The 22,782-nt window shown below is 61.5% G+C and carries 25 protein-coding genes, 1 tRNA gene and 1 pseudogene; 9 read left to right on the forward strand and 18 right to left on the reverse strand.

The genetic code is table 11. The annotated features are described in order from the left end of the window. Window positions 1-44: 44 nt before the first annotated feature. The 7 genes from IE095_RS00990 to IE095_RS01020 all read right to left on the reverse strand — a co-directional run bounded on the left by IE095_RS00990 (window position 45) and on the right by IE095_RS01020 (window position 4,181). A tRNA-Pro gene (locus IE095_RS00990) sits at window positions 45-122 on the reverse strand. Window positions 123-180: 58 nt separating this feature from the next. Then, the gene (locus tag IE095_RS00995) at window positions 181-777 is read right to left on the reverse strand and encodes a MerR family transcriptional regulator (protein ID WP_373295384.1); all 597 of its coding nucleotides are present in this window, start codon (window positions 775-777) and stop codon (window positions 181-183) included. Between the two features lie 15 nt (window positions 778-792). Then, complete coding sequence (gene ihfA, locus IE095_RS01000) at window positions 793-1,095, reverse strand: integration host factor subunit alpha (RefSeq protein ID WP_189409571.1); 303 nt, start codon at window positions 1,093-1,095, stop codon at window positions 793-795. Between the two features lie 111 nt (window positions 1,096-1,206). Continuing rightward, entirely contained in the window at window positions 1,207-2,178 is a 972-nt protein-coding gene (locus IE095_RS01005) for a beta-ketoacyl-ACP synthase III (RefSeq protein ID WP_189409573.1), read from the reverse strand. Beyond that, window positions 2,175-3,248, reverse strand: coding sequence for a phosphate acyltransferase PlsX (gene plsX / locus IE095_RS01010; RefSeq protein WP_189409576.1), 1,074 nt, complete (start codon window positions 3,246-3,248; stop codon window positions 2,175-2,177). Before plsX ends, IE095_RS01005 begins: the two co-directional genes overlap by 4 nt. A 24-nt stretch (window positions 3,249-3,272) precedes the next feature. Then, the gene (gene rpmF, locus IE095_RS01015) at window positions 3,273-3,479 is read right to left on the reverse strand and encodes a 50S ribosomal protein L32 (protein ID WP_189409577.1); all 207 of its coding nucleotides are present in this window, start codon (window positions 3,477-3,479) and stop codon (window positions 3,273-3,275) included. A gap of 141 nt (window positions 3,480-3,620) precedes the next feature. After that, complete coding sequence (locus IE095_RS01020; RefSeq protein ID WP_189409578.1) at window positions 3,621-4,181, reverse strand: YceD family protein; 561 nt, start codon at window positions 4,179-4,181, stop codon at window positions 3,621-3,623. A gap of 167 nt (window positions 4,182-4,348) precedes the next feature. Here IE095_RS01020 and IE095_RS01025 point away from each other — a divergent pair, with 167 nt between their 5' ends. Genes IE095_RS01025 through IE095_RS01035 form a run of 3 tightly spaced genes read left to right on the forward strand, consistent with a single transcriptional unit; the run spans window position 4,349 to window position 7,364 of the window. Beyond that, entirely contained in the window at window positions 4,349-4,828 is a 480-nt protein-coding gene (locus tag IE095_RS01025) for an outer membrane protein assembly factor BamE (RefSeq protein WP_189410115.1), read from the forward strand. A gap of 3 nt (window positions 4,829-4,831) precedes the next feature. Further along, window positions 4,832-5,527, forward strand: a complete 696-nt coding sequence (locus IE095_RS01030) for a GNAT family N-acyltransferase (RefSeq protein ID WP_189409579.1) — start codon at window positions 4,832-4,834, stop codon at window positions 5,525-5,527. 34 nt (window positions 5,528-5,561) lie between these two features. Further along, a complete protein-coding gene (locus IE095_RS01035) occupies window positions 5,562-7,364 on the forward strand; it encodes an ABC-F family ATP-binding cassette domain-containing protein (RefSeq protein WP_189409580.1) in 1,803 nt (600 codons plus the stop codon). On the opposite strand, the gene IE095_RS01040 is transcribed toward IE095_RS01035, so the two are convergent. After that, entirely contained in the window at window positions 7,365-7,814 is a 450-nt protein-coding gene (locus IE095_RS01040) for a hypothetical protein (protein WP_189409581.1), read from the reverse strand. Window positions 7,815-8,007: 193 nt separating this feature from the next. On the opposite strand from IE095_RS01040, the gene IE095_RS01045 reads away from it, so the two are divergent. Beyond that, window positions 8,008-8,637 (forward strand): DUF6778 family protein, encoded by a 630-nt coding sequence (locus IE095_RS01045; protein ID WP_229804392.1) that lies wholly within the window; start codon window positions 8,008-8,010, stop codon window positions 8,635-8,637. A 63-nt stretch (window positions 8,638-8,700) separates the two neighbouring features. Here the strand turns inward: IE095_RS01045 and IE095_RS01050 are convergent, their stop codons facing one another. From IE095_RS01050 to IE095_RS01060, 3 genes are all read right to left on the reverse strand, one after another. After that, window positions 8,701-9,600, reverse strand: a complete 900-nt coding sequence (locus IE095_RS01050) for a nickel/cobalt transporter (protein ID WP_189409584.1) — start codon at window positions 9,598-9,600, stop codon at window positions 8,701-8,703. Further along, entirely contained in the window at window positions 9,585-10,238 is a 654-nt protein-coding gene (locus IE095_RS01055) for a DUF1007 family protein (protein ID WP_189409585.1), read from the reverse strand. The genes IE095_RS01050 and IE095_RS01055 overlap by 16 nt, the downstream gene beginning before the upstream one ends. 271 nt (window positions 10,239-10,509) lie before the next feature. Beyond that, the gene (locus tag IE095_RS01060) at window positions 10,510-12,261 is read right to left on the reverse strand and encodes a bifunctional helix-turn-helix transcriptional regulator/alpha/beta hydrolase (RefSeq protein WP_189409587.1); all 1,752 of its coding nucleotides are present in this window, start codon (window positions 12,259-12,261) and stop codon (window positions 10,510-10,512) included. Between the two features lie 134 nt (window positions 12,262-12,395). On the opposite strand from IE095_RS01060, the gene IE095_RS01065 reads away from it, so the two are divergent. After that, the gene (locus IE095_RS01065) at window positions 12,396-13,055 is read left to right on the forward strand and encodes a glutathione S-transferase family protein (RefSeq protein ID WP_189409588.1); all 660 of its coding nucleotides are present in this window, start codon (window positions 12,396-12,398) and stop codon (window positions 13,053-13,055) included. Here the strand turns inward: IE095_RS01065 and IE095_RS01070 are convergent. The 4 genes and pseudogenes from IE095_RS01070 to IE095_RS18520 all read right to left on the reverse strand — a co-directional run. After that, window positions 13,052-13,858 (reverse strand): annotated as a pseudogene (locus tag IE095_RS01070) (transporter associated domain-containing protein); the annotation flags it as partial. The gene IE095_RS01065 and the pseudogene IE095_RS01070 overlap by 4 nt on opposite strands. 89 nt (window positions 13,859-13,947) lie before the next feature. Continuing rightward, window positions 13,948-14,886: a site-specific tyrosine recombinase XerD gene (locus IE095_RS01075; RefSeq protein WP_189409590.1), complete on the reverse strand. Its 939-nt coding sequence runs from the start codon at window positions 14,884-14,886 to the stop codon at window positions 13,948-13,950. After that, window positions 14,883-16,424 carry a hypothetical protein gene (locus IE095_RS01080; RefSeq protein WP_189409591.1) on the reverse strand — a complete coding sequence of 514 codons (1,542 nt, stop codon included), beginning with the start codon at window positions 16,422-16,424 and terminating at the stop codon, window positions 14,883-14,885. Before IE095_RS01080 ends, IE095_RS01075 begins: the two co-directional genes overlap by 4 nt. Beyond that, on the reverse strand, window positions 16,414-16,548 hold the full coding sequence (locus IE095_RS18520; RefSeq protein ID WP_268247704.1) for a hypothetical protein: 135 nt from the start codon (window positions 16,546-16,548) through the stop codon (window positions 16,414-16,416). Before IE095_RS18520 ends, IE095_RS01080 begins: the two co-directional genes overlap by 11 nt. A 147-nt stretch (window positions 16,549-16,695) precedes the next feature. On the opposite strand from IE095_RS18520, the gene IE095_RS01085 reads away from it, so the two are divergent. Together IE095_RS01085 and aroB are read left to right on the forward strand one after the other, a co-directional pair. Next, window positions 16,696-17,235 carry a shikimate kinase gene (locus tag IE095_RS01085; protein ID WP_189409592.1) on the forward strand — a complete coding sequence of 180 codons (540 nt, stop codon included), beginning with the start codon at window positions 16,696-16,698 and terminating at the stop codon, window positions 17,233-17,235. Further along, window positions 17,232-18,338 carry a 3-dehydroquinate synthase gene (gene aroB / locus IE095_RS01090; protein WP_189409594.1) on the forward strand — a complete coding sequence of 369 codons (1,107 nt, stop codon included), beginning with the start codon at window positions 17,232-17,234 and terminating at the stop codon, window positions 18,336-18,338. The genes IE095_RS01085 and aroB overlap by 4 nt, the downstream gene beginning before the upstream one ends. On the opposite strand, the gene gph is transcribed toward aroB, so the two are convergent. Together gph and rpe are read right to left on the reverse strand one after the other, a co-directional pair. Further along, complete coding sequence (gene gph / locus IE095_RS01095) at window positions 18,330-18,971, reverse strand: phosphoglycolate phosphatase (RefSeq protein WP_189409596.1); 642 nt, start codon at window positions 18,969-18,971, stop codon at window positions 18,330-18,332. The two genes, aroB and gph, sit on opposite strands and share 9 nt — an antisense overlap. Further along, a complete protein-coding gene (rpe, locus tag IE095_RS01100; protein ID WP_189409598.1) occupies window positions 18,968-19,642 on the reverse strand; it encodes a ribulose-phosphate 3-epimerase in 675 nt (224 codons plus the stop codon). The genes gph and rpe overlap by 4 nt, the downstream gene beginning before the upstream one ends. 208 nt (window positions 19,643-19,850) lie before the next feature. Between rpe and IE095_RS01105 the strand changes: the two genes are divergently transcribed. After that, window positions 19,851-21,065, forward strand: coding sequence for an NADP-dependent isocitrate dehydrogenase (locus IE095_RS01105; RefSeq protein ID WP_189409599.1), 1,215 nt, complete (start codon window positions 19,851-19,853; stop codon window positions 21,063-21,065). Between the two features lie 66 nt (window positions 21,066-21,131). Here IE095_RS01105 and IE095_RS01110 read toward each other — a convergent pair whose 3' ends face one another. Beyond that, window positions 21,132-21,866: a hypothetical protein gene (locus IE095_RS01110; protein ID WP_189409601.1), complete on the reverse strand. Its 735-nt coding sequence runs from the start codon at window positions 21,864-21,866 to the stop codon at window positions 21,132-21,134. A 301-nt stretch (window positions 21,867-22,167) separates the two neighbouring features. On the opposite strand from IE095_RS01110, the gene IE095_RS01115 reads away from it, so the two are divergent. Then, complete coding sequence (locus IE095_RS01115; RefSeq protein ID WP_189409603.1) at window positions 22,168-22,770, forward strand: YitT family protein; 603 nt, start codon at window positions 22,168-22,170, stop codon at window positions 22,768-22,770. The last annotated feature ends 12 nt before the right edge of the window (window positions 22,771-22,782 follow it).

Raw genomic sequence — 22,782 nt, forward strand, 5'->3', positions numbered from 1 at the left:
GATACGGAACCGCCCGCCCCTGTAACAGGGCGGGCGGTTTCTTATGGTCGGGCCGGTGAGATTCGAACTCACGACCTCCCGCCCCCCAGACGGACGCGCTAACCAGGCTGCGCTACGGCCCGACACGGGGCTTTCATAACGCTTTTGCAGCCCGTGGCAAGCGGGAAACCGCATGAAAGATCAAACCTGTCCGGTCATTTGCGCATGAAGCGCACGGAGGCGGACCCAAAGCGGGATGAGGCGATCCTGGTTGTCGGCAAAGGCGTTTTCCGGCAGGCGGCGCAGCAGGGTGGGAAGCCAGATATCGTGGCTTTCCGGGGCCTTGCGGGCCGGAGGTGCATCCATCAGGTCAAAAAGGCTGGTGGCACTGACGGTCGGTTCCACCAACACCTCTACCGCTTTCTTGCGGCTGGCAAGATCGACCACCTCGGCCGGGACGGGCGGCGGTGGGGCGATCAGGTCATAGGCGTCGGGGCCAGCCTCGGCGGGAATATCCTCACCCGTCAGGGCGGCCACATGTTTGATCCCCTGTTCGCGCAGCACCTTTTGCACGCCACGGATGGTCATGCCTTCGTCATGCAGCAAGCGCCGGATGCCACCCAGAAGGGCCACATCCGATGGGCGGTAATAGCGCCGCCCGCCCGCCCGTTTTACCGGGCGGATCTGGGGAAAACGGCTTTCCCAGAAACGCAGCACATGGGCCGGAATATCCAGCGTTTCGGCTACTTCGCTGATGGTGCGAAAGGCGTCAGGCGCCTTGTCCAACGGGCTTGCCATTCAGGCCATGCCCCGTCAGCGTTTCTTGCCGTTGGCGACCCGGGCCTTCATCAGTTGTGAAGGCCGGAAAGTCAGCACGCGGCGTGGGCTGATCGGCACCTCATCCCCGGTCTTGGGATTGCGCCCGACACGCGCCGTCTTGGCCCGCACCGAGAACGTGCCAAAGGACGAAATCTTGACCATCTCCCCCTCGGCCAAGGCATCCGACATATGTTGCAGAACCGATTCGACCAGTTGCGCCGATTCATTGCGCGACAGGCCTACAGCGCGGAATACCGCTTCACTCAGGTCCATGCGCGTTAGCGTCTTTTCACTCATATCTCACCCCCCCGGGTTTATGGGGGCAGGTTGGCCCGTCGGGAATTGCGAGTCAATATCAGACACTTGGCCAGCGTCATTTACAGGCGATTTCAGACCGATTTGGCGCAATTACCAGCGCAGGACGACCGAACCCCAGGCCAAACCGCCGCCAATGGCCTCGGCCACCAGCAGGTCGCCCCGTTTGATCTGCCCACGGGCCTTGCCCACCGACAGGGCAAGGGGAATCGAGGCGGCAGAGGTGTTGCCATGATCTTGGACGGTGACGACCACCCGCTCCATCGGCACTTGCATGCGTTTTGCGGTGCCTTCGATGATGCGGATATTGGCCTGATGCGGCACGATCCAGTCGACGTCTTCGCCGCTCATTCCAACCTTATCCAGCGCGGCATGGGCGGTTTCGGCCAGCTTTTCAATGGCATGACGGAAGACCTCTTTGCCTTCCATCCGCAAATGGCCTGTGGTGCCGGTGCTGGTGCCACCGTCCACATAGAGAATATCCTTGTGCCGCCCATCCGAACGCAGGTCGGTGGCGAGGATGCCCCGGTCGGCATTCGTGCCAGCCCCTTCTTCGGCGCGAAGGACCAAGGCCCCGGCCCCGTCGCCAAACAGGACGCAGGTGCCCCGGTCGGTCCAGTCCATCAGGCGGGAAAAGGTTTCGGCCCCAATAACCAGCACCGTCTTGGCCTGATCCGAGAGGATCAGCGCATTGGCATTGGCCAAAGCATAGGCAAAGCCCGCGCAAACGGCCTGCACATCAAAGGCAAAGCCCTGTTCCATGCCCAGACGGCCCTGCACCATTGTTGCCACGGATGGAAAGGTGAGGTCAGGGGTCGAGGTGGCGACGATGATCGCATCCACATCGGCGGCCACCATGCCTGCATCGCGCAACGCCGCCTCGGCCGCCAGAACGGCGATGTCGGTCGTCGTTTGGCCGGGGGCCACGAAATGACGGCGTTCAATGCCCGAACGGGTGCGAATCCATTCATCCGACGTGTCGATCGTTTTCTCGAATTCGCAATTCTGAACAACACGTTCGGGCAGATAGTGCCCCACACCCTGAACCACCGCGCGTCGCGTCATGCTGCACCGTCCTGTTCACCCGACTGCGACGGAGCGAGACGCTCGGCCAGCCGTTCATTCATGCCTGACCGCGCCAACCGCGCTGCCAGTTGGATTGCGGCCGCGACGCCCGTCGCATCGGCGCTGCCATGCGATTTGACCACAGTGCCGTTCAGCCCCAGAAACACGCCGCCATTCACCCGGCGCGGATCCATCCGCGTTTGCAAGCGGCGCAGGATCCGCATCGACAGGCCCGCCGCGATCTTGGCGGTCAGGCTGGCGCTGTATTCCTGTCTTAGAAAGTCGCTGATCAGCTTGGCGGTTCCCTCGCCGGTTTTCAGCGCGACATTGCCGGTGAAACCATCAGTGACGATCACGTCGCAGGCGGTGCCGGGAATATCGCTGCCTTCGACAAAGCCGGCATAGGCGAAACCGTTGGTGGCCTGCGACAGCAGCTCATGCGCCTCTTTCAGCTCGGCCCGGCCCTTGTGTTCCTCGGTCCCGACATTCAGCAGGCCGACACGCGGGTTTTCAAGGTTCAGGGCGACAGAGGCATAGGCCGCGCCCATCGTGGCATATTGCACCAGATCGGCGGCATCGGCCTTGATGTCAGCGCCCACGTCCAACATGACGTTGAAACCGGAAGGATTGCGCGACGGCCAGAAGCAGGCGATGGCCGGCCGATTGACGCCGGGCAGTTTGCGCAGGCGGATCATCGACAGCGCCATAAGCGCGCCGGTGTTGCCGCAAGAGACGGCGACCTTTGCCTGACCCTGTTTAACCGATTCGATGGTGGACCACATGGAGGTGCCCGCGCCACTGCGCAGCACCTGCGCGGGTTTGTCATTCATCGTGACAACCCGTTCGGCATGGACGATCTGCACACGCTGGGCAACATCAGCCGCTTTGGCGAGCAGGGGCGCAAGCTGAGCCTGATCGCCATGCAGGATGAAGGACAGATCGGGATCGGCGCGGCCCGAATCGACAAGGCCAGCGACAACCGCCGCCGGCCCTTTGTCGCTGCCCATCGCATCGACCGATATCACGGCAGATGCCTTTCCCGAATACGAAGGATGGTTTCCGTTCGTCATGAGGAAAGGCCCAAGCGTGCGATCTTATGCGGCGTCTTCGTCCAGATCGACTTCTTGCGCCGAAGCCACAACTTCGCGCGAATCGTAATGGCCGCAGGAACCACAAACGTGGTGCGGACGCTTCAGATCGCCACAGTTCGGGCATTCATGCGGGTTCGACGCCACCAGGGCATCATGGGCGCGGCGCATGTTACGACGCGAACGGGTGACTCGGTTCTGCGGGACAGCCATGTCTCGACCTCGGGGTTTTGGGGCCGAAGCCCTTGATTTCCTTTGGGATCAAGACAGTTGCCCCGAATGGGCGACGCCAGATTCCCGTGTTCAATAGGGCGCGGAACATAGTCAGTTTTCGTTCCGGCGCAAGTGCTTTGTTCAGCTTTCGCTGTCAGTTGGCTTGCCCAGCTTGGCGGCAAGACCGGCAAGGCCTGCAAAGGGTCGGATCGCTTCGTCGGTCAGGGGGGCTTGGCCTTCGGGGCCAAAGATGGCGGTGCCGAGCTCTTGGCCGGGCGCACGGGGATAGGCTGGCAGGGCAAGGGCCAAGGCTTCGGCGGCGACGGCACCGGCGTCGATCACCTCGGGCAGGGGTTCGGTGGTGTCGTCTTCGGGCACTTCCATCTCATCCGCGTCGGGTTCGGGAAGGTCGGAAAGGTAGCGGCGGACGACGGTTTCGCGGATATCGGTAAGGACGGGCTGAAGGCTGACGATGCAGGGCTGTTCAATCTGGGCGTCAAGATCGGCCTCCAGCTCAAAGTCATTGCGGCCGAGGGGGCGGATTTCGCCTTTGAAGCGGAGGGTATGAACGGCGCTGATGCCCAGAAGGGCGGCGAGAAGGGCGCGATCCTGGGCGGTGGTTTTCAGGTCAAAGCGCAGGGGCTTGCGGGTGGGCAGGCCGCGCACGGGGAAGGGCAGGCTGATGGGCAGGTCTTCGGCCATGGGCACGTCCTTTGAGTGGGGCCTTTGCGGCAAGTGATGCACAGCTTTCTTGAACCGCGTGCGGACCTTCTGTAAGCCCTAGGTTCAAAGGCCATGCTGTCTGTGCTTTCGGGCATAGTGGTGGTGGCTTGCCAAGACAAGAGGACGCAATGGATTTGCCAAGCCGGATGGACCGCCCCTTGCAACGCAAGGGCCTTGGATTTGCCGGGCCATTGCGCCGGTTGGGGCTGATTCTGGGGTTGCTGGCGGTGACGGCCTGCGCGCCGGTTTACCGCAACCACGGCTACGCGCCGCCGGACAGCGAATTGTCGACGGTGCAGGTGGGGGTGGATACGCGGGAAAGCGTGGCGCAAAAGGTGGGGCGGCCTTCGGCCTCGGGCCTGCTGAACGACGTGGGCTGGTTCTATGTGGAGAGCCGGTGGAAGCATTACGGGGCGCGGGAGCCGCAAGAGATTGATCGGCAGGTGGTGGCGATCAGTTTCAGCGAAAGCGGGACGGTTTCGAATGTGGAACGTTTCGGGCTGGAGCGGGGGCAGATCGTGCCCCTGTCGCGGCGTGTGACCGAATCGAACATCAAGGGCGTCGGCTTCTTGCGGCAGCTTTTGGGCAGCTTTGGGCGGTTGCAGGCCTCGGAATTGATCGACTGATCTATGGAAGACCGGATTGACGCCGGGGCGCTGAGGGTCTGTCTGGGACCGGAAAGCGGCCCGGCGTTGGCCTTGCGGGGTCAGGTTTTCCGGGGCGGCGGGGATGATCGGGATGGTTTCGATGATCAAGCGCTGCATCTGACTGTGGCGGATGGGGACAGAGTCTTTGTCTGCGCAAGGGTGCGGCTGGGCGAGGTTTGTGACAGCTATTCGGCGCAATTCTATGATCTGGCCGGGCTTTCGGCGATGGCGGGGGCCAAGTTGGAACTGGGGCGGTTCTGCATGGCGCCGGGGCGGCATGATGCGGATGCGCTGCGGTTGATCTGGGCGATGCTGACGCGGGTGGTGGATCGGCAGGGCGTTGGGATGATCTATGGCTGTGCGTCGTTCCAAGGGGTGGAGGCTGCGCCCTATGCGGCGGCTTTTGCGGACCTGGGTGCAAGGCATCTGGCCCCGTTGGGATGGAGGCCGGGAATGAAAGCAGCGGAAACCTTTTCTTTGCAGGGCTTTGCGGCCGACCCTTCGCAAGCCCTACGGCAATTGCCGCCCTTGCTGCGATCCTATCTGAGCATTGGCGGCAAGGTGAGTGATCATGCGGTGATCGACCGCGATCTGGGCACGATCCATGTCTTTTGCGGGTTGGAGGTGGCAAGCGTTCCGCCCGCCCGCGCGGCGAGTTTGCGGCGCTTGGCTGGTTGACGGCGGACGATTGGTCGCCTACCTGCCCCCCATCATGGCACGCGCACCCCTTCTTCAGCTTTCCGGCATCTCGCTGACCTTCGGCGGCAATCCTGTTTTCGACGGTCTGGACCTTGCAATTCAGCAAGGGGACCGCATCGCCCTTGTCGGGCGTAATGGATCAGGCAAATCGACCCTGATGAAGGTGATGGCGGGGCTGGTCGAGCCGGATCAGGGCAGCCGGGTTGTGCCGCCGGGCATCAGCGTGGGCTATATGGAGCAAGACCCTGATCTTTCGGGCTTTGCGACCTTGGGGGAATATGCCGCTGCCGGGCTGGAGCCGGGGCAGGAATACCGGGTGGAGATGGTGGCCGAGGGGCTGAAATTCCGCCCCGAGGTGACGATCGAGAACGCCTCGGGCGGCGAGCGCCGCAGGGCGGCACTGGCGCGGCTTTTGGCGGAAGAACCGGATGTCCTGCTGCTGGACGAGCCGACGAACCATTTGGACATCCATGCGATTCTGTGGCTGGAAGAACAGTTGCGGTCCACGCGGACGGCCTTTGTGATGATCAGCCACGACCGGGCCTTTCTGAAAGCCCTGTCGAAAGCGACGCTTTGGATCGACCGGGGGCAGGTGCGGCGGCGGGAATCGGGCTTTGACGGGTTCGAGGAATGGCGCGACACCGTTTGGGCCGAGGAAGACGAGGCGCGGCACAAGCTGGACCGCAAGATCAAGGCCGAGGCGAAATGGGCCGTGGAAGGCATTTCGGCCCGGCGCAAACGCAATCAGGGCCGGGTGCGGGCCTTGGCGGCGCTGCGGGCGGAACGATCCTCACAAATCCGGCGGCAGGGCACGGCGGCGCTGGAGCTGGAGGCGGGGCAGCAATCGGGCAAGCGGGTGATTGAGGCCAAGGGGCTGTCGCTGGCCTTTGCGGACAAGGTGATCGTGCGCGGCCTTGAACTGCGGGTGATGCGGGGGGACCGGGTGGCCTTTGTCGGTCCGAACGGGGTGGGGAAAACCACGCTTTTGCGGCTTTTGACGGGGGAAATTGCCCCGGATCAGGGCACGGTGAGCCTTGGCACCAATCTGGACATTGCGGTGTTTGACCAGACCCGCGCGCAACTGGACCCGGAGGCGAGCCTTTGGGACAGTTTGACGAATGATCCGCAGATGCAGGTTTCGGGGGCCTCGGATCAGGTGATGGTTCGGGGCGCGCCGCGGCATGTGGTGGGCTATCTGAAGGATTTTCTGTTTGACGAACGGCAGGCGCGGGCGCCGGTGAAAAGCCTATCCGGCGGTGAAAAGGCGCGGCTTTTGCTGGCGCGGATCATGGCGCGGGAATCAAACCTGTTGATTCTGGACGAACCGACGAACGATCTGGACGTGGAAACGCTGGATTTGTTGCAGGATGTGCTGGGGGACTATCCGGGAACGGTTCTGTTGGTCAGCCACGACCGCGATTTCATTGACCGGGTGGCCAGCATCACCGTGGCGATGGAGGGGCAGGGCCGGGTGCTGGTCTATCCGGGTGGCTGGTCGGATTATCAGGCGCAAAAGCCGGTGGAAGCGGTGGCGGACGAAATAAAGCCGCGCCTGGCCGAGGTGCGGGAAGAGCCGAAGGTGGCGGCCAAGAAATCGGGTTTAAGTTTCACCGAGAAGAACCGCTTTGAGACGCTGCCGGGGGTGATCGAAAAGCTGGAGTCGGAATTGGGAAAGCTGGGCGAATTGCTGGCCGATGACACGCTTTACACCCGCGATCCGGTGAAATTTGCCAAAGCCAGCGAGATGATGGCGGAACGGCAAGCAAAACTGGCAGCGGCCGAAGAAGAATGGATGGAACTGGCCGACCGGGCGTGATTACTGGCAAAGCTCGGCCGGGACGGAGGGGATCAGAAAGACCCGATCATCGCCCCGGTCGCCGTAAAGCGTCAGGAAGTCTTGCGCCCCTTCAAAGCCGAGGCCACCCTTGCCGACCGTCAGGCGCAGGGTTCCCTGTTTTTCATGCGTCAGGATAAAGCGACCACCGTCACCTTCTAGCCCGCAAGACCACTGCTTTGGCCCCGGTTCGCAATAGGCCAAGGCGTGATATTCATAGTTTCGGCCTTTGACCTGCACGAAGAGATCCAAGAGTTCCAGGCCGGGCTCGTTCGGCAAGGCCGACGGGTTGAGGGCGATTTCCGTGACGGTCTGTTCGGGATGCCCGGCCAGATGAGCGGCGTTGTATTGGCGGATATGGCAGCCGGAACCCTTGCGGAAATGGTCCGCCACGGAGTCGGCGAGGGTCGGACAGGGCAAAAGACCGAGCATAAGGGGCAATACAATCTGGCGCATTTGGCAAGCTTTCTTGATTTAACCAGAGGTTGGCGGTCGGGGTGCAATCGTGAAGTGCATGGCTGCAATTTTCCTTGCGTCAGTCAAGGCGTAGAAGTAGCCCGGCAGGAGGATTGCAACTTTTTGTCAAGTTGTCCGTAGTATGATTGTGCAAGCGAGGAATGAGGTCATGATGAATTTCACAAGACGTGGGGCATTGGGCGGGGCTTTGGCGGCCGTTTTGCTGCTGGGGGCTTGCGTCGGCAGCACCTTTGAAACCGCCTATGATCAGGGCGTGGCGGCAGAGGTGTCGCGCGGCTGGCGGGTTGTGGCGGTGAATGTGACCGTGCCGCGGACCTTGGTGGTGAGCGAGGCTAAGACGTCACTGCCGAAGGCCGACATCGTCTGGCGCGAAGACCCGGAGACGGGGGATCGCTATGATCAGGTGAAAGTGATCATGGAGAATGCCATTCGTCAGGGTGCGGCCTCGGTCCGCGGTTCGCGGGCGGTGGCGTTCAACGTGACGATGACGCGGTTCCATGCTTTGACGTTCGAGGCGGAGAATCGCTATCAGAACGCCGGGGTGCATACGGTCGATTTCATCATTCAGGTGGTGGATGCAAACACCGGGGCCACGATTGTTGAGGCGCAGCAGATCAGGGCCGATTTCCCGGCGCTGTCGGGCGACCAGATGCGGGCGGCGCGGGCGCAGGGGCAAACGCAGAAGAAGATGATCACGGCGCATGTGGCCAAGACGATCCAAAGCTGGCTGGGCACGGGGCCGGATATTCGCGGGCAGTTCAGCCGCTCGGGTGGCTGAGCCGGGATTTGGATGTGAGGTTGGACGCGACCGGGCCAAGGCCCGGTCGTTTTCGTTTGAGGGTCAGGTCAGCGCGCGCCAGAGCAAAAGACCGGCGACGCCGGCGATGATCAGGCCTGCCGTCATTTCGATCAGGGGCAGGGCGGTTTGGGCAAGGCGTTCGGGCAATGACAAAAGTGCCCCCTCACGCGCCCAGAAGGACAGGGCGGCGACGGCGATGGTGACGCTGGCCGTGCCAAGGCCCATGGCAAGCGTGCCGAGAATGCCCGCGGCGGCCAGACCCAGTGACCAGGTGATGATCAACAGGAACAATGCACCGGAACAGGGGCGAATGGCGATGCTGGCGACCAAAAGGATGGCATCCTTGGGGCCTGAGAGGTTTTCCATCTGTGCGGGCGTGGGGCCATGGGCGTGGTCGCAATGGGCGTGATCATGGTCATGGTGATGGTGGTGATCATGGACGGGCGCGGCGGCGGGTCGCCAATGGCGAAAGCCGCGCCAGACAAGCCAGAGGCCGATGAGCAGGATGGCGGCCTGAGAGGCGGGCAGGAGCCATTGGTCGGAAAGACCTTCGACTTGGGCGCGGGTCCAGCCGAAGAGCAGGACAAAGGCATAGACAAGCAGGATGGCGAACAGCGATTGCGCAAGGCTGGAGACAAGGGCCAAGGCGGCCAAGGGCGCAAGCCGCACGCGGCGGGCCATGCCATAGCCGCCGATCAGCGCCTTGCCATGGCCGGGGCCGACGGCGTGAAGAAAGCCATAGGCGAAGCAGAGGGAAAGTAGGCCCGCCAAGGCCCCAGCCTCGCCACCGCGCAGGCGGCGGACGGCGCGGGCCAGGTGGTCTTGGACCTCGCGTTGCGCGTCGATGGCCCAAGTGGCAAGGCTTTCAAAGCCGCCCAAGGCCCAAAGGCCCGCCAAAACAAGGGCGATGGCAAGCCCGGCGAGAATCAGTTTGCGTTGCATGTCAGCCGCGTTTCATCGGCGAAATTCGCGCCTACGGCGGGAAAGTCGATTTCCACATCATCCCCCGGCGCATATTCGGCCAGCGCGTCGATCAGCGCCTGATCGGCCTTGGCGGGGTCGGGTTCATAGATTTTCGCGCTGCAACCCGGCGGGGCATTGGTGAGAATGGTCGCGGCGGTGATCTGATAGGCGGTGTAATAGCCCGGATCATAGACCTGAACGACAAGCGGCAGATCGCTGATCGGGATCGGGGCCGCAAAGTCGCGGCGGTGCGTGCTGATCAGCTTTTCGCTGTGATAATCGGCGGTCCAATCCGAAGGGCCAGACAGCGTCAGCGGCTGGTTGCCCAAAAGCGCATAGGTGTCGCCGGGAAATCCGGCATCCCAATTCATGTCAAAGCCGGCCAAAGCGGCTTTTTCGGCGGGGTCCAACAGACCATCGGCATCCGGATCAAGGCCGCGCTCGGCGATCAGGGTCAGGGAGTAGAAACTGTCGTAGGTCCATGAAATGCGCAAAGCCGTGGCGCGGCCTTGGTCGTCGAAGATCACCTCAACCCCGCTGTCAATGAAGACATGCGGATGGGCCAAGAGAGGCAGCGGCACAGCAGCCATAGCCAAGGCCAGAACGGGCAGGCGCATCGGTTCCCCCCAAAGATTCGGCGCGGAAGTTAGGGGCTTTTGCAGGCGGGGGCCAGCCCAGCGAACGGCCTTGGGCAAAGGCCCGCGCAAAGGAAAGGGCGGCGACCCCACCCCTGGTTCCGCCGCCCTGCTTTGGGGACAAAGTTCTAGACTATGGTCGTTCTAAAAGTGGTGGGACGTTGAAAAGTCTTTGGTCACAGAGGCTTTTTAGCGTCGGGCGAAAAGCGCCGCATACCCCAGATGGGGTATGCGGTCGGATTTTCGCCACAATTTAGCGCGGAAGGATTGTGGCAAGCCGATCAAGGGCTGCGGGCCATTCCTTGAAGAACAGCAATTGCCCGCAATCGGGCAGGAATTCGACCGTCAGATGTGGAAAATCCTGCATCAACTCCTGAATGGTGGCCTTGGGCGTCTGGGGATCCTGATCGCCTTGCAACAGCACCACGGGCACCGAACAGGCGCGGACCACATCGGACCAGTCGCGTTCCGAGCCAATGCATTCCAGCGCAAAAGCCGCATGGGCGGAAAATTTGGCGGTCATGCAGATGTCCGACCCCGACAGCATCGCCGCCCGCACCTCGGGCCGGGCAAAGGTTTCCATATCGGCGGGCGAGCCACCGTTCACTTGGGTAAAGAAGGATTCCTTCCCCAAGCGCCGCGCCAGTGAAAACCCGGCTTGCACCAGAAAGGGCAAGATTTTCGGCGCATAGCGGGCATTGGCCAGAATGAACCGCTGCCATTTGTCCATGCGTTCATACTGTGCCGCCGTCCGCAGCGGCAGTTGCGCGGCACAGCCGAGAATGCCCGAAATCAAGCCGGGGCGCGTGTTGGCCAGAATCATCGCATAGCGCAGATCGGCCCCAAGGCAGATCACGGCGGCTTGCCGGATGCCCAGATGATCCAGCACCGCCGCATAGTCCGCCGCCCCGCTGGCAGATTGATCCGCCCCTTTCGGCATGGGGCTGGAACTGCCATAGCCCGCCCTGACCGGCACGATCACCCGCAACCCGCGGGCCAAGGCGGCGCGTTCGGCGGTGGCGGGCCAGCGGATCAGGCCATAGTCAAGGTGCATGTAAAGCACGGGCGTGCCGGTCGGATCGCCAAATTCGATCCATTCCAGCCTGCGGCCTTGTGGTGTTGTCAGGTGACGGAAGGGCCGTTCCTCAAGCCCCGCCTTTTCGGTCACGGGCAAGGCTGCGGCAGGCAAGAGCGCCACGTCCATCAGGGCCAGCACCACCCGCACCAGTTCGCTTTGCGAATGGGTTTCGGTTTTTGCCAGAATAGAGCGCATCTGGGTGCGCACCGTTTCGACCGACCGGCCCCGCGCATCGGCGATATCCTTGAGGGGTTGGCCCAAAGTGATGGCCTGAACCACCTCCACCTCGGCGGCAGTCAGGCCGAACGCTTCGGCCACGGTCTGGCTGAAACCCTCGGGCCAGACGAGTTCGGTGGAAAGCGCCAGCGCCAGATGGCGTTCATCGGCACTGTCCACGGCGCTGATCCGCATGATCACGGGATTGTCGGTGACGACAGAACGCAGGCGCAACGTCACGACCTTTTCCGCCTTACCACCCGCTACCCGCCGCATTTCCCGCCGCAACAGCACGATATCCTCAGGAGTAAAGGGGAGGGCGGTCATGGGCGACCCAGCCTCAATCGCGAAGGCCACGCCTGCGGCGCGATTGCAGGCAGCGACCTTGGCGCCACCATCCGCCAGGAAGGCGGCAAAGCGGGGGATATCCTCAAGCACCGAACGGTACGAGCCGTCGCCGCGCGAGGCCTCCATCCGGTCAAGGAAAACGGTCGCCCGGCTGACATGGGCCTCAATCTCGGGGTCTTCCAGCGTGATCGCTGTTTCTAGGGGACCAACGCGCAGCCCCGCAGTGCGGCCTTCCCAAACCTCAAGCAGATCCTCTAACCGGATCGGGTCCAGCGCCACCTCATACAGACGGTCAACAATTTCCGCCCGATGTTCACCATGGGCCAGTTGCGCCGTATTCCGCTTGCGGTCGATTTCCGTCATGCCCGGACTTTACGAAAAGCCACGCTTGGGGCAAGACTGTGCCGCGTTGGGTGGAAGTATTTCATGGTTTCGTCATTGAATTGCCGGGGGAACAGGCAAAACTGACGACTGTGCTTGGTCAGGGAGTCGGACCTTTGGTAACTATCTATGGCGTTTACAGGTCGCGCGCCTCGCGGCCCTTGTGGCTTTTGGGCGAAATCGGCATGGAATTTGAACATGTGCCCGTGATTCAGGCCTATCGGCTTGGCGATGCCGTGGCACCAGATGCCCCCTTGAACACCAACAGCCCGCGTTTTCGCAGGGTGAATCCCATGGGGCAAATTCCCGCGATGCGTGACGGCGATCTGACGCTGACCGAATCACTGGCGATCACGTTGTATCTTGCACAGCAATATGGCGGCGACTTGGGTCCAAAAGACCCGGTCGAAATCGGTGAGGCAACAAATTGGGGCTTTTTCGCCGCCACAGCCATCGAGCCGCATGCTTTGGACATCATGATGACGATCAATCGGGGCGACGCTGAAACCGACGCGGGGCAGGTGATCATCGACAAGGCGCTGGAGCCGCTGCATCGCGGTTTGGCGCGATTGGATCAGCACTTGCTGCACCGGGATCACGTCATGGGTGAACGGTTTACGGTGGCCGATATCGTGCTGGCGGAATGCTGCCGCTATGCCCAAAGCATGGCGGGATTGGTGCAGGAGTATCCGTCGGTGCAAAGATGGCTGACGGCCTGCCAAAGGCGACCTGCTTTTTTGGCGTTTTGGGAAAAACGGATGGCAGAGCCTGCCTAAAGCGGGCGAACCTTTAGTCGGGTGAGGCGGTTTTCTTTTCGTTGAAGAATTTCAAATCGGAAGCTGTGGAAGCTGAAAGTCTGACCTTCGTCAGGGATGGTCTGGGCTTCGTGGATCACCAGCCCGGCGACGGTGTTGGCTTCGTCGTCGGGTAGGTTCCAATCCATGGCGCGATTGAGGTCGCGGATGGTCATCGCCCCATCGAGAAGATAGTCGCCATTGGCGTCTTGCTGCACACCTTGATGTCTTGTGACAGCGTCGAATTCATCGGTGATGTCGCCGACGATTTCCTCGAGAATGTCTTCCAATGTGATGAGGCCTTGAAGGGCACCATATTCGTCTACAACCAGCGCGAAATGCACCCGGCGGGCCAGAAATTCGCGCATTTGTTCATCAAGGGCGGTGGTTTCGGGCACGTAGTAGGGTTTGCTGGCGACGCGCGTCAGATCAAGCTCGGCGACGGGGCTGCCCTGACGGATCAGGCGATCTGCTTCGCGCAACAGATCTTTGGCATGGACCGTGCCGATGATATTGTCTTGCGCGCCACGATAGACCGGCAGACGGGAATGACTGGAGGCAAGGATGCGGGCGATGATGTCGTCAGGGGGCAGGTCGGCATCGAGCATTTCGATGTCTTGGCGTGGGCGCATGACCTCCTCAACCGTGCGGTCAGAAAGATCGAGCGCGCCCAGGAGAAGATCGCGCGCGCCCTTTTCGACCACGCCCGCCGAATGCCCGGCGGCCAGCACTTCGGCAATGTCTTCGCGCAGGGCCTCGGCCTGATCGGGGGCGGGGCGCAGGCGGGCGAGAAGGTCGCGGCGGAATTCTTGGCCTTCGGGCAAAACGAAGATCGCGAGCAGGATTGCCAGCAGAAGCGAAGCGAGGAGATAGGTCATTTCGCGGCGACCTTGGCGAGGGGGTGATGTTGCAGCACAAGTTCGCGCAGATGATCGTCCAGCACATGGGTGTAGATTTCGGTGGTGGCGACATCGGCGTGGCCCATCAGGGTTTGGATCACCCGCAGATCGGCACCACCGGCCAATAGGTGGGTGGCAAAGGCATGGCGGATGGTGTGAGGGGTGACCTTGCTGGGGTCGACGCCAGCGCGGACGGCAAAATCTTTGATCAACATGAAGAAATATTCGCGCGTGAGATGACCGGCCTTGCCGCTGCCCGGAAACAGAAAGCGAGAGGGCGGTTGCCCCGCCTTGCGGGCCAACTCGGCGATGGCATCCCATTCGACCAGCCAAGCGGCAATCGCCTCACGCGCGGGGGGGGAGAGGGGGACAAGACGTTCCTTGTTGCCCTTGCCCTTGACCAGAATGGCACGGGGATCACCGCGCACGGCGGCGACGGGCAGCGAGACCAATTCAGAAACACGCAGGCCCGAGGCGTAAAGCACCTCCATCAGGCAACGGTTGCGGATCTGGTCTCGGGCGGTGCGTCCCTTGTCTCGGGCCGCTTCCAGCAAGCGGTCCACCTCATCGATGCTGACGGTTTGGGGCAGGCGTTTGTCGACACCCGGCCCTTTCAGGCGCAGGGCGGGATTGTCTTTGCGCCAACCTTCCTCCACCGCGAAACGATACATGGTGCGGATCGCCGACAAGCGGCGGGCGCGGGTGGACTTTGACAGACCTTCGGCCTCGCAATCAATGAGATAGGCTTCGATCTTGGCACGGTCCACATCGGCGAAATCGCCCCCCAGCCATTCGGCAAAGGCTTGCAAATCGCGGCCATAGGCGAGAAGCGTGTTCTGCGCGGAAAACGCTTCTGCCGCTTGGCCTGCCAGAAAGGTGGAAATCCAGCGGCTGGTGCCTTGGGGGGCGGTCATCCCCGCCGCTCCAGCAGGATCAGCTCCAATGCTGCGCGGCGGGCGGCATCTTCCATGCCCAACATGCGCAGGATGGCGAGCCCCTCCGTCACCTCGTCCAGATCGCCGCGCGCACCGCTGCCGATGCGGTCGATGGCGTAGAGCACCGCCTCGCCGATGCGCCCCTGTTCCAGCATTTCCCGCGCCGCTTCGCCCGGATTCGGGCGCAGGAAAGCGGGGGCAATGGCGCGCGACAGCGCGTCCGGTGGAGTCACGCCTTCTAGACGTCCTTTAGCGATAGCGACAAGGAAAGCCTCTCCGGCATCGGTCGTTTGTCGGGAAAGAGCCGCCTTTTCATAATCTTGCGACAACAGTCTGATGCGGAACGCCAGGGCGTCTGCCGCACCCTCCAGCTTCACCTTCGCCAGATCCGCCGCGAACATCTTGGCAAAGGGCACCTCGAGCTCCGCCTGGGCCATGCGGGTCCAAGCCAAGGGCAGGCTGCGGGAAATGCGGGTCGGATCATGGGCTTGCAGGGCGGCGTCAAATTCCTGAATGGCGGCGACACGGTCCCAGACCATGCCCGAGGCGGCGGCCTTGCGCTGGGTGTACAGACCCAGCAACTGGTTGGGTGCGATGGCGCCTGCGCGGGCCAGCTTTTCCGCCGCTTCCAACTGCGCCTTCCAGCCCGAGCGGCTTTCCAGTTCGGTGTGCTGAAAAGCCAGTGGCAGGGCTTGTACCAACAAGGGTTCGCCAATCGCCTCATACATCCGCAGGATCAGCGGTGAGGGCGCGTCGGGCACGGGCAAGGGTTCGGCCCCGTCGGCCAGTTCGTCATCCAGAAAACGCCGCAAGAGGGCATCTTCGCTGTCCGAAATCCGCCCCAGGGCCTTGCCCGTTTGGAGACTGAGCGCGGCAGCATTCCAGTCGCCGGCACGCACAAGGCAAAAGATGCGGGCGGGAAAGGTGGGGGCCAGTTCTGGGACGGCCTGCATTTTTTCGCAGGCCTGATCCTCGGCCCCCAGCAGCAGGGAAATGTCAAAGTTGCGGCGGAAGAGTTCGGGCGTATCTTCACCCGCGGCGGCGATGAGTTCGGCCGCCTGATCCAAAGCGCCAATGGCCAGCAATTTGTCGATCCGCGCCAGAAGCAACACACCGGAGCCGTCCGAATCGGGCGGAGCATCGGCTTCGGCAAGCAGCAGGGTGATGAACAAGGCCTGCAAGGATGGCAGAGCGTCGGCCCGTTCGGCGGTTATCATTGCGGCAATGTCTTGTGTGCGGCCCATCCCCCACAACCGCTTGGGTAAGCCGGTGATCGACGATGACAAAACGCCCGCCGTGTCCAGCGTTGGAGCATCCAGAACGCTGATCACTACGTCGGGTACCGGGCTTTTGGTGACATCGGGTTCAAGGACGGTCGTCCCGTCCGGTGCAACCACAGTGCCGGCCGGGGTGGTCACGGAATCCGAAAGCCAATTGATCGCCGACAAAGGCTGTTCTGCCTGCGCGGGCAGGCTGGTCAGGCAGGCAATGCCCAATACGCCGAAGCTAGTTCGCATCCAGTGTCACCGGCTGGACCACTTCTTTCTGTTCCGGGGTCAGATTGCCGAAATAGGCAAAGCCTGTCAGCCCCAGAAATCCGAGGAAGATCAGAAAAAGAAGGGCCTTGAAGATCCGTCCCATGGGTGCAACTGCCTTTGCCTGTTCGTTTCTTGTCCGCCTTGTGCGGCTTGTCTGCGATTATATATGGCTTTTCCGCAAAGTTCACGCCATTCAAGATGAAAAGATCGACAGGTGCGGATTGGCGCTTGTCGACCCTGGGGGTGGGGCATGACGGAGTTGAAAAAGACCATTGTGCTGGTGGGCATGATGGGCGCAGGAAAAACTGCGGTGGGCACGGCACTTGCGCGACTTTTGGGCGTGCCGTTTTTGGATTCGGACGAAGAGATCGTGAAAGCCGCGCAGCGCAGCATTGCGGAAATCTTTGAACGCGACGGGGAGCCGTTTTTTCGGGCACGGGAAAGCGAAGTGCTGGCGCGGTTGGTCAGCGGACATCCGTGTGTGCTGTCCACCGGCGGCGGTGCGTTTATGAGCGAGGCAAACCGCCAAATCGTGGCGGGGCAGGGGGTTTCGGTCTGGCTGCGGGCGGATCTGGATCTGTTGTGGCAAAGGGTGCGGCACAAGACGACGCGGCCCTTGCTGCGGACGGCCAATCCGCGTGAGACCTTGCGGTCACTTTACGAGACGCGGGTGCCGGTTTACGCGCTGGCCGATGTGGCGGTGGACGCGGCACCGGAACTGTCGATCGAGCAGATGGCAGCGCGGGTCAGGGATGTTTTGGCGGCAACGCCGGGAGTGATGGGCGAATGACAGATGTGGTGCCAGTGGAATTGGGCACGCGGTCCTATGAGGTGCGGATCGGGCCGGGTCTGATTGGCCGTGCGGGGGCCGAGATTGCGCCGCTGTTGCGGCGCAAGCGGGTGGCCGTGGTGGCGGATGAAACCGTGGCGGGCCTGCATCTTGCGACGTTGATGGAAGGGTTGGCGGCCGAGGGGATCACGGCGCAGGTGCTGCGGGTGCCTTCGGGCGAGGCGACGAAAAGCTGGCCGCATCTGGCGACGGTGGTCGAGGGGCTGTTGGAGGCGCGGGTCGAACGCAAAGATATGGTCCTCGCCTTTGGTGGTGGGGTTGTGGGCGATCTGGTGGGGTTTGCGGCCTCGATCCTGCGGCGGGGGGTGCGGTTTGTGCAGCTTCCGACCACGCTTTTGGCGCAGGTGGACAGCAGCGTCGGCGGCAAAACGGGGATCAACACGCCGCAGGGCAAGAATCTGGTGGGGGCATTTCATCAGCCGTCATTGGTGCTGGCCGACACTGGGCTGTTGGACAGCCTGCCGCGGCGTGATCTGCTGGCGGGCTATGGTGAGGTGGTGAAATACGGCCTGCTGGGGGATGCCGCGTTTTTCGATTGGCTGGAGGGGAATGCGCCCCGTCTGGCAACAGGCGATATGGCTGTGCGGCAGCGGGCGGTCGTGCGCTCGGTGCAGATGAAGGCCGAAATCGTGGCGCGGGATGAGACGGAAGAGGGGGATCGGGCACTGTTGAACCTTGGGCACACCTTTTGCCATGCGCTTGAAAAGGCGACAGGATATGGGGATCGGCTGTTGCATGGCGAGGGGGTGGCGATTGGCTGTGCCTTGGCGTTTGAGCTGTCCGCGCGGATGGGGCTGTGTGCGCAGGAAGACCCAAGCCGTGTGCGGGCCCATTTGAAAGCGATGGGGATGAAGGTGGATCTGGCGGATATTCCGGGCGATCTGCCGGGGGCCGAGGTTCTGCTGGACTATATGGCGCAGGATAAAAAGGTGCAGGACGGCAAGCTGCGTTTCATTCTGGCGCGGGGGATCGGGCAGGCCTTTGTGGCGGATGATGTGCCGTCTGAAAAGGTTCTGGGGTTGCTGCGCGATAGATTAGGTTGATGCGTCAACAATCGCCAGCAACTGCCTAAAATCGTTGAAGATGTTCTGCGCATTCATATCTTCGGCGGGCGTCTTGCGATAGCCTTCGGTGTAAAGCGCAAAGGGGATGTTGGCCGCCTTGGCGGTTGCGGCGTCAACCTCACTGTCGCCCACGAAAAGCGCAGGCGCGGCAGGCAATTGCGCCAAGGCGTGCAGCAACGGCGCCGCGTCGGGTTTGCGCCGGGGCAGGGTGTCGCCGCCGACAACCACGGGGAAGAAGCGCGTCAGGTCAAAATGCGCCAAAGCGCCATGCGTGGCGCGAGTGGGTTTGTTGGTGCAAAGCGCCAGGGCGTGGCCAGCGGCTTGCAAGCTTTCCAAAACCTCGAAAACATGCGGATAAAGCACTGTTTTGGCATGGTTTTCGCTGTATCCATCCAGAAAGCCCTGCAAGACTTGTGCCTGCATGGCCGGATCAGCGTTCAGGGCGGCAAGGCAGCGTTCGACCAGAACGGGCGCACCATTGCCGATGAAGGTGCGGACTTGGGCAAAGGGCAGGGCGGTCAGACCGGCCCCGACGAGCGCCGCATTAACGGCGTGGTGAATATCGGGCGCGGAATCGATCAGCGTGCCGTCCAGATCAAAGACGATGTTCATGCGCAAGCCGCTTGCAAATCGCGCATGTTCACGCCGTAAGGCGCTGGATTCGCAACACTTCCGCCCTTGAACACCGAAGACCCGGCCACCAGAACATTCGCACCCGCTGCCACGCAAAGCGGTGCTGTTTCCACCGTCACACCGCCGTCAATCTCCAGATCAATCGGACGGTCACCGATCAGGCCGCGCAAGGCGCGGATCTTGTCCAACTGGCTGTGGATAAACTTTTGCCCGCCAAAGCCGGGGTTGACCGTCATCACGCAGATCAGATCAATTAGATCAAGCACTTGGGGCACAAACTCGATGCCTGTGGCCGGATTGATCGCCAGGCCAGCCTTACAGCCTGCGGCCTTTACCGCCTGCAACGTGCGGTGCAGATGCGGGCCAGCCTCGACATGCACGGTCAGGATATCGGCGCCGGATTTTGCAAAAGCCTCGATCATCGGATCGACGGGCGTGATCATCAGATGCACATCCATGACACCCTTGATATGGGGACGCAGGGCTGCGCACATTTGCGGACCAAAGGTGATGTTCGGCACGAAATGCCCGTCCATCACATCCACATGAATCCAATGCGCGCCTTGATCCTGCAACACACGGCATTCATTGCCAAAGTCCGCAAAGTCAGCGGCGAGTATGGAGGGCGCGATGATCGGTGTCAGGGACATGCCAGCCTCATAAGGTTTCAGAAGGGTTTAGGGATGTTGCAGCCTTTGGTAAAGTGAGGTTGCGCTACCGGCGTGGCAGATCATAATTAACATAATATAGATTATCGGATAATTATCACTCCGAACGGTATACCACCGCATACATCTTCCCCGTCCCCCCGTTTTCCGTTATGAGGCCCCAAACGAATCCCATAAGCCGGAGCGCCAGATGAGCAAGATCAAAGTCGCCAACCCAGTCGTCGAACTTGACGGCGATGAAATGACCCGGATCATCTGGGATTTCATCAAGAAAAAGCTGATCCTGCCGTATCTGGATGTTGATCTGAAATACTATGATCTGGGCATCGAGGAACGCGACCGCACTAACGACCAGATCACCATCGACGCCGCAAATGCGATCAAGTTGCATGGCGTCGGCGTGAAATGTGCGACGATCACCCCGGACGAAGCGCGGGTTGAAGAATTTGGCCTGAAGGAAATGTGGAAGTCGCCGAACGGCACGATCCGCAACATTCTGGGTGGCGTGATCTTCCGCGAGCCGATCATCTGTTCGAATGTGCCGCGGCTTGTCCCCCACTGGACGAAACCCATCGTGGTGGGCCGTCATGCCTTTGGCGACCAGTATCGCGCGACGGATTTCAAATTCCCGGGCAAAGGCACGCTGTCGATCAAATTCGTGGGCGAGGACGGCCAGACGATTGAACGCGAAGTGTTCAAGGCGCCCGAGGCCGGCGTCGCGATGGCGATGTACAACCTGGATCAGTCGATCATCGACTTTGCCCGCGCCTCGTTGAACTATGGGCTGTCGCGCAAGGTTCCGGTCTATCTGTCGACCAAGAACACCATTCTGAAAGCCTATGACGGACGTTTCAAGGATCTGTTCCAGCAGATTTTCGACGCGGAGTTCGCCGATGCCTTTAAGGCGGCGGGGATCACCTATGAACATCGCCTGATCGACGACATGGTGGCCAGTGCGTTGAAATGGTCGGGCGGCTATGTATGGGCCTGCAAGAACTATGATGGCGACGTGCAGTCGGACATCGTGGCGCAGGGTTTTGGTTCGCTGGGTCTGATGACGAGCGTGCTGATGACGCCCGATGGGAAGATTGTGGAGGCTGAGGCCGCCCATGGCACGGTGACGCGGCATTACCGCGAACATCAAAAGGGCAAGGAAACCTCGACCAACTCCATCGCGTCGATCTATGCGTGGTCGGGCGGTTTGAAGCACCGCGCGAAACTGGACGACAATGCGCAACTGATGCGCTTTGCCGAAACGCTGGAGAAAGTCACCGTGCAGACGGTGGAAGACGGTTGGATGACGAAAGACCTGGCGCTGCTGGTCGGACCGGATCAGAAATGGCTGACCACGATGGGCTATCTGGAAAAGGTCGATGAATATCTGAACAAGGCTTTGGCGGGCTAAAGCGCCCTGCCCCATTGTCAGCAAAAGGCCCGCCATTTGGCGGGCCTTTCGTTTGGCTTCAACGGGTTATTTTACCCAGACCACGCCGCCTTTGACCGTGAAGCGGCCCTTGGTGACCATGAAGCATTTGTTGTTCGGGTCCATGAAGGCGACTTTGGTGATGTCGCGGTCGTCAGACACGGTGGAAGAGCTGACCCAGCCCATCAGATCGCCGGCGCGGTTGCGCAGTTCATAGCCGTTATAGGCGGTCAGGTTCCCGTCGTTGGCACAGCGCATCAATTTGCCGGCCGAAACCTTGACGGGCGCTGCGTCGTCGTTGCCTGCGTTCCCGTCGTCACCACCGCCGGAACCGCCACCATCGCCACCTCCGCCATCACCGCCACCGCCACCACCTCCACCGCCGCCACCACCTCCACCGCCGCCACCACCTCCACCGCCGCCACCACCGCCGCCGCCACCACCGCCTCCACCGCCGCCACCTCCGCCGCCACCGCCGGAACCGCCACCGACGCTGACATCCACGCCGACCCCGACGCCGCTGCCGCCGCCGACATCGACATCGGCGCCAACATCAATCCCACCGTTGCCTCCGACATTCACATCAGCATCAACACCAAGGCCGCCACCGCCCAGACCTACACCGACGCCCACATTGACGCCGCCAAGCCCAACCGAGATCTTTTTCGCTGCGACGGGTGACGCTGTGGCAAGGCACAGAAACATCACGCCCAGCAGGCTGGCGCGGCCATAGCGCGCCGCTGTTCCACGAAGTTCGCTTTTGGAAATCATATGTTCAGACATCTTACTCTCCTTCGCTACGCCGCATCCTATGGGAGGGTCGGACACGGCAGTTCACATCAACACAGGCAGAGGCCCGTAATCATCACTACGGCTCGCAGTTGTAAGAGTTTCAATAAATCGAGATTTTTTTGCGATGAAATCCATTTTTTTGGAATTTTATTAGGAATCTTATCGTTAAAGATGTTTTCGCTAACATGCTCGCGAAATCGTTACAGTTGTGTATGATCGGGCGAAACTGGCGGTTTCGCCCCTTTCGCCCCGTGGAACTGCGGTGGTAATGTGGGGGAAACAGGGCAGAAAAATGGCCGCCGAACACGCGCACTCTTATTTTGATGATGCCCAAGGCATCGCCTATGGCGCAACGATGGCGGCCTTTGGCATTGCGATTCTGACCCATCTGGGCATGATCACCGGCCAGACGGCGGGGCTGGCCATTCTGATCGCCTATGTCAGCGGTTGGCCCTTTGGGGCCGTGTTCTTTGTGGTCAACCTACCCTTTTACTGGTTCGGCTATCGCCGCATGGGGCTGCGCTTTACGCTTAAGACATTCGTCGCCGTTGGCGCGCTGGCCATACTGTCGGCACTGATGCCGCGCTGGATCAGTTTTGCCGATTTGAACCCCGCCTTTGGGGCGATCCTTTTCGGGCTTGTATCGGGTTCCGCCTTGTTGGCCATCTTTCGTCACGGGGCCAGCTTGGGTGGCATCGGTATTCTGGCCCTTTACCTGCAAGATCATACCGGACTGCGGGCGGGCAAGACGCAGTTGATGTTTGATGCCGTGCTGTTCCTGGTGGCGCTGTTCGTTCTGCCTTGGGTCACCGTGGCTTGGTCAGCCCTGGGGGCCTTGGTCGTCAATCTGGTGATCGCGATCAACCACCGCCGCGACCGCTATGTCGCCACCTGATCGGGACTCGCC

The organism is Neogemmobacter tilapiae (assembly GCF_014652215.1).
Taxonomy (GTDB): Bacteria; Pseudomonadota; Alphaproteobacteria; order Rhodobacterales; family Rhodobacteraceae; genus Neogemmobacter; species Neogemmobacter tilapiae.